The 5,258-nt window shown below is 63.6% G+C and carries 7 protein-coding genes and 1 pseudogene; 5 read left to right on the top strand and 3 right to left on the bottom strand.

Annotated elements, in window-relative coordinates; translation table 11 throughout:
- Positions 1–118: 118 nt before the first annotated feature.
- The 4 genes from sppA to EN925_RS22165 all read left to right on the top strand — a co-directional run bounded on the left by sppA (position 119) and on the right by EN925_RS22165 (position 2,859).
- Positions 119–1,075, top strand: a complete 957-nt coding sequence (sppA, locus tag EN925_RS22180) for a signal peptide peptidase SppA (RefSeq protein ID WP_127368692.1) — start codon at positions 119–121, stop codon at positions 1,073–1,075.
- Between the two features lie 82 nt (positions 1,076–1,157).
- On the top strand, positions 1,158–1,442 hold the full coding sequence (locus EN925_RS22175; RefSeq protein WP_006200394.1) for an integration host factor subunit beta: 285 nt from the start codon (positions 1,158–1,160) through the stop codon (positions 1,440–1,442).
- A gap of 57 nt (positions 1,443–1,499) precedes the next feature.
- On the top strand, positions 1,500–1,856 hold the full coding sequence (locus EN925_RS22170) for a DUF1049 domain-containing protein (RefSeq protein WP_064995565.1): 357 nt from the start codon (positions 1,500–1,502) through the stop codon (positions 1,854–1,856).
- A 37-nt stretch (positions 1,857–1,893) separates the two neighbouring features.
- Positions 1,894–2,859, top strand: a complete 966-nt coding sequence (locus tag EN925_RS22165; RefSeq protein ID WP_064995564.1) for an ornithine cyclodeaminase family protein — start codon at positions 1,894–1,896, stop codon at positions 2,857–2,859.
- Here the strand turns inward: EN925_RS22165 and EN925_RS22160 are convergent.
- From EN925_RS22160 to EN925_RS22150, 3 genes are all read right to left on the bottom strand, one after another.
- Positions 2,856–3,293: an EVE domain-containing protein gene (locus EN925_RS22160; protein WP_127368691.1), complete on the bottom strand. Its 438-nt coding sequence runs from the start codon at positions 3,291–3,293 to the stop codon at positions 2,856–2,858. The genes EN925_RS22165 and EN925_RS22160 overlap by 4 nt on opposite strands.
- A complete protein-coding gene (locus EN925_RS22155; RefSeq protein ID WP_013529579.1) occupies positions 3,290–3,685 on the bottom strand; it encodes a VOC family protein in 396 nt (131 codons plus the stop codon). The genes EN925_RS22160 and EN925_RS22155 overlap by 4 nt, the downstream gene beginning before the upstream one ends.
- Before the next feature lie 71 nt (positions 3,686–3,756).
- Positions 3,757–4,449, bottom strand: coding sequence for a YafY family protein (locus tag EN925_RS22150; protein WP_063169010.1), 693 nt, complete (start codon positions 4,447–4,449; stop codon positions 3,757–3,759).
- Between the two features lie 136 nt (positions 4,450–4,585).
- Between EN925_RS22150 and EN925_RS22145 the strand changes: the two are divergent.
- Positions 4,586–5,258 (top strand): annotated as a pseudogene (locus EN925_RS22145) (class I SAM-dependent rRNA methyltransferase); the annotation flags it as partial.

Genomic DNA, 5,258 nt, shown 5'->3' with positions numbered 1-5,258 from the left:
CGGATAGCCACCTCACGTCCAGGCGCCGACTTGTCTCGGCATGCGCAAAAGAGAACTGCTTCCAGATGGGAGGATCATGGTCTAAAAGCGTCTCCTCCCGCCGACTGAAAGGCTGACCATGGCACTGAGAGCCGACGACCTGATCGACCGCCGCCGTTTGCGGCGCAAGCTGACATTCTGGCGCGTCGTCGCCATAGGCATTATAGCCCTTGGGGTGATTGCGCTTTCAACCTGGTTCTATGGCGACGATTTCGGCGGCTCGACGGTCGACCATATTGCCAAGGTCAAGATCGAAGGCACGATCACCGAGGACGAGGAACTGATCAAGCGGCTGGAAACCATCCGTCTTTCATCGAAGGTGAAAGGCGTGATCCTGTCGATCGATTCGCCTGGCGGCACCACCGTTGGCGGTGAATCGATCTATGAAGAAGTGCGCAAGCTGGCCGCCGACAAGCCGGTGGTGGCGGAAGTCGGCACGCTCGCCGCATCGGCGGGCTATATGATCGCCAGTGCCGCAGATCACATCGTTGCCCGCAAGACCTCGATCGTCGGCTCGATCGGCGTGCTGATCCAGTATCCCGACGTCAGCGGCCTGATGGACAAACTCGGCGTCAAGCTGGAGGAGGTGAAATCCTCGCCGCTGAAAGCCGCGCCCTCTCCCTTCAAGCCGACCAATGACGACGAGCGCGCCATGGTTCGCAAGCTCATCCTCGACAGTTACAACTGGTTCGTCGACATCGTCGCCGAACGCCGCAAGATGAGCCGCGAACAAGCGCTGGCGCTTGCCGACGGCTCGATATTCACCGGTCGCCAGGGCGTTGCCAACGGGCTGATCGACGCCGTCGGCGGCGAGGCCGTGGCGGTCGACTGGCTGGCGACCAAGGGCGTCGATGCCAAGCTCAAGGTCGTCGAGTGGAAGGATACCGAACGGCGCAGCGGCTTCCTGTTCTCGAAAGCGATGGCGCAAACGATCGGCAGTGCGCTCGGCCTGCCCGCCTACAGCAGCGACGTCATCCATGAACTCGGAGCCGACCGCTTGTTTCTTGACGGTCTCGTTTCCGTCTGGCACCCTTGAGAAGCCGTTTGGGGCAAGTGAAAAAAGCAAATAAAATCATCCTCATAATTTTGACCGCACTGCTTTCACGGGGACCCGTCTCATGATCAAGTCCGAACTTGTGCAGATTATTGCCACGCGCAATCCGCATCTTTTCCTGCGCGACGTCGAAAACATCGTCGGCGCGATCTTTGATGAAATCACCGACGCCCTTGCCGAAGGCAACCGGGTCGAGTTGCGTGGCTTCGGCGCTTTTTCGGTGAAAAATCGTCCCGCCCGCACCGGACGCAATCCGCGCACCGGCGAATCCGTCGAGGTCGAGGAGAAATGGGTGCCGTTCTTCAAGACCGGCAAGGAACTGCGTGAAAGGCTGAACGGCGGCAAGTAGGCGCGACGCCAGCGCCTGACGGCCTTTCGGACAGGCCAGCTTCCGACGGAAAACATCATGTTCAATCGCTTCATCCTTATCGCGATCTTCGTGCCCCTGGCGATCATCCTGATCGCACTCGCTGTCGCCAACCGCGAACTGGTCGCCTTCACGCTGGACCCGTTCAATCCCGGCAATCCGAAGCTGACCCTGACTTTGCCGCTGTTCATCTTCCTGTTCCTGGCGCTCGCCATCGGCATGATCGTCGGCAGTCTGGCTACGTGGGTCAAACAGGGTCGCTATCGCAAGCTGGCGCGCCAGCGCGGCGTCGAAGCCGAGAACCTGCGCCAGGCGGTCAGCCGTGCGCCGGCGGTATCACAAAGCCAGGCACCGGGGTCCGCCCAGGAGGCAGCATTGCCGAAGCCGACCGCTTGAGCCGCCAATCGGCGGTTTTGTCCTCACGGAGTTTTTCATGCTGACCATTTCGGCCGCAGAGGTCGACCATGCGCTGACCTTTCCCCGGCTGGTCGAGACGCTGCGCATGGCGTTTCGCGACGGCGCGGTGCAGCCTGTCAGGCATCATCATACGATCGAGCGGCCCGATGGTGCCGCCTCCACACTGCTTTTGATGCCGGCCTGGACCGATCTCAACGCGGCCGGCACGTCGGCCGGCGGTCACGTCGGCGTCAAGATCGTCACCGTGTCGCCCGACAACAATGCCATCGGCAAGCCCGCGGTGATGGGGCTCTATCTTCTGCTCAACGGCGCCACCGGCGAACCCGAGGCCCTGATCGACGGCCAGCGGCTGACACAATGGCGCACCGCCTGTGCTTCGGCGCTCGCGGCCTCCTATCTCGCCCGCGACGATGCCTCGCGGCTGCTTGTGGTCGGCGCCGGCGCGCTGTCGCCCTTCCTCGCCAAGGCGCACTCGGCCGTGCGGCCCATCAAGACCATCCGCATCTGGAACCGCACCCCGGCCAATGCCGAGAAAGTCGCGGCCGATCTGTGCGCCCAGGGCTTCGCCGCCAGTGCGGCAAGCGATCTCGATACGGAGCTTGGGCAGGCCGACATCGTCTCCTCGGCGACGATCACGACCACGCCGTTGATCAAGGGCGCATTGTTGCGGCCGGGAACCCATGTCGACCTGGTCGGCGGCTTTACGCCGACGATGCGCGAGAGCGATGACGATGCGATCAGGCTTGCCCGCGTCTATGTCGACACCCGCGCCGGCGCCACCAAGGAAGCCGGCGACATCGTCCAACCGCTGGCCTCCGGCGTGCTGAAACCGGAAGCCATCGTCGCCGATCTGCACGAATTGGCGCGCGGCCGGAAGAAGGGCCGCGAGAGCGCCGGTGAGATCACGCTGTTCAAGTCGGTCGGAGCGGCGCTCGAGGATCTTGCCGCCGGCATTGCCGTCTACAAGGCGCTCACGGCCTAGTTTACCGTCGCACCCATTTCGGCGCCCATCGCCTCGGCGATCACACGAAAATCGTGATCCCCGATTTCAAAAAGGCCAAAGCGAAGCTGATAACCCCAGTTCGACTTGGCCGCGGTGAAGTCCAGCCTGTCGAGCAGCGGCTTGATCGGCGCTTCCTCGGCCTTGGCCCATGCCACATCGCGGCGGAACGGCGTGAAGCCGGCGCCCATATCGCCCTGATAAGGCTCGCCTTCCCGCACGATGCCTATCGCCGTGAAAGCCTGCAGGCCGTCTTTCTCGCCCAAAACAGTGGTCGGCGAATAGTAGACGACGCCATCACCCGGCTTGACGCGACGCAGCGGTGCCGCCTTGCCGTGGTTGACCTGCATGAAGCCGGCTGTGCGACCACGCCGGACATGCTCGGCCGACGCCACCGCTATCCAATACGCGCTCATTTCTGTTCCCCATTGGCCTGTTCCCCGTCGGACAGCCAGTAGACGCGCAGGCGATGATTATCGGGATCGAGCGCGACAAAAGTACGGCCGAAATCCATGTCGGTCGGCGTCTGCAGGATCTTCAGCCCGCGCCCGGACCAGTCGGCATGGGCGGCATCGACCGCATCGGGCGTATCCAGCGCAAACACGATTTCGGCGCCACCGCCTGACGTGGCGGCTGCCGGCTCCACCGTATGGCGCGACCACAGGCCGAGCTTGAAGCCGGCATCGAGCACGAACAGCACGAAGGTCGGCGAACTTTCGACCGGCTCACGACCGAGCAGCGCGCTGTAGAAGGCACCGCTCTGCTGCGGCTGGTCGACATAGAGGATGACGAAATTCGGGGTGGCCATATCTGCTCTCCAAGGTTCGGTGTTTCGACTTGACGAACATACGATAGGCTACTGTCAGAATATGGCAGCAGTCATCGCGAACCACGCGGCTTGTCGAGCGTCGTTCGCCATTCCTTGAGCAGCGCCTGGCGACGACGCGGATAGCGCGTGTCCATTGCTTGGAGTTCGGCGATGCGATCGGCGCGAAAATGCCGGAAATCCTGCCGCATCTCGCACCACGCCACCACCACCCGCACCTTGTCGAAGAAGCCCAGCGCAAATGGCCAGACGACGCGCTGGGACACGGCCCCGCCGGCATCGCGGTAGAGAAAGCCGAGCTTGCGCTCGTTGCGGATGGCCTGCCGCACCAGACCAAGATCGATGCCCTCGGTGGCCGCGGCAGGAGGCCCGACCAGCAGTGTGCTCGCGTCAAGATCCTCGCGCAGATCGTCGGGCAGCACGGCTGCGATCTTGGCCAACGCGTTGGCGGCGGCGGCCGAGAGACGCTGGTCCGGCTGCCTGGCGACCCAGCGCGAGCCGAGCACAATGGCTTCGATCTCCTCGTCGCTGAACATCAGCGGCGGCAGCATGAAGCCGGGCTTGAGCACATAACCCAACCCCGCCTCACCTTCGATCGGCGCGCCCTGGCCCTGCAGCGTGGCGATGTCGCGGTAGAGCGTGCGGATCGAAACGCCCGTCTCGTCGGCAAGCATGTGCCCGCTCACCGGCCGGCGATGCCGGCGCAAGCACTGTATGAGGTCGAGTAGGCGTTCGGAGCGGGACATCGAGCAGATTTGCCTGTTTCTTTGACATTGGTCCATCGCCGGCAGACATAAACCGGAGAGGCCGACCTGTCGGACTTGGTTGCGAAGCCGGTTGCCCTATGTCAAAAGCGGCCACGCCGTTCGGAGTTGCCCCCGCTTGAAGTCTTTTCGCGACAAACGCCGCGACAACCGTCCACATCCATCCGCCAAGAGTGCGGCGGACGTGTCACGCCCGCGTCCCGGCCAGGCTCCTGCCAGACCGGAAGCGCCACCGCGCGAGCGCCATGAGGCGAAGACGGAAAATCGTTCCGAACCGAACTCGGCGCCGCGCATCCTGGCCCGCCGCGAAGGCGCTCTGCCCACTGAACATCTTCCCGTGATCCTGGAAGTGGCGCCCAATGCCGATTATGCGCTGCTCGACAGCGGCACCGGCCAGAAGCTCGAACAATATGGCCCCTACCGGATCGTGCGGCCAGAGGGCCAGGCGATCTGGCAAAAGGCCTTGCCGGCAAAGGAATGGGAGCGCGCCGACGCCGTCTTCACCGGAGACACCGACGAGGAGGGGATCGGCCGCTGGCGTTTCCCGAAGCTGCCGCTCGGCGAGACCTGGCCGATGAAGCATGACGGCATCGACTATCTCGGCCGTTTCACCTCGTTTCGTCATGTCGGCGTCTTTCCCGAGCAGGCTTCCCACTGGGACCACATGGCCGGGCTGATCGCGGCGGCGAAGCGACCGGTCAAGGTGCTGAACCTGTTCGGCTATACCGGTCTCGCTTCCTTGGTGGCGGCTCGCGCCGGTGCCGAGGTCACCCATGTCGATGCCTCGAAGA

Source organism: Mesorhizobium sp. M7A.F.Ca.US.006.04.2.1, from assembly GCF_004022915.1.
GTDB classification, from domain to species: Bacteria; Pseudomonadota; Alphaproteobacteria; order Rhizobiales; family Rhizobiaceae; genus Mesorhizobium; species Mesorhizobium ciceri.
Note: the sequence above shows the minus strand (reverse complement) of the source record. Positions and strands in the feature narration are given on the sequence as shown.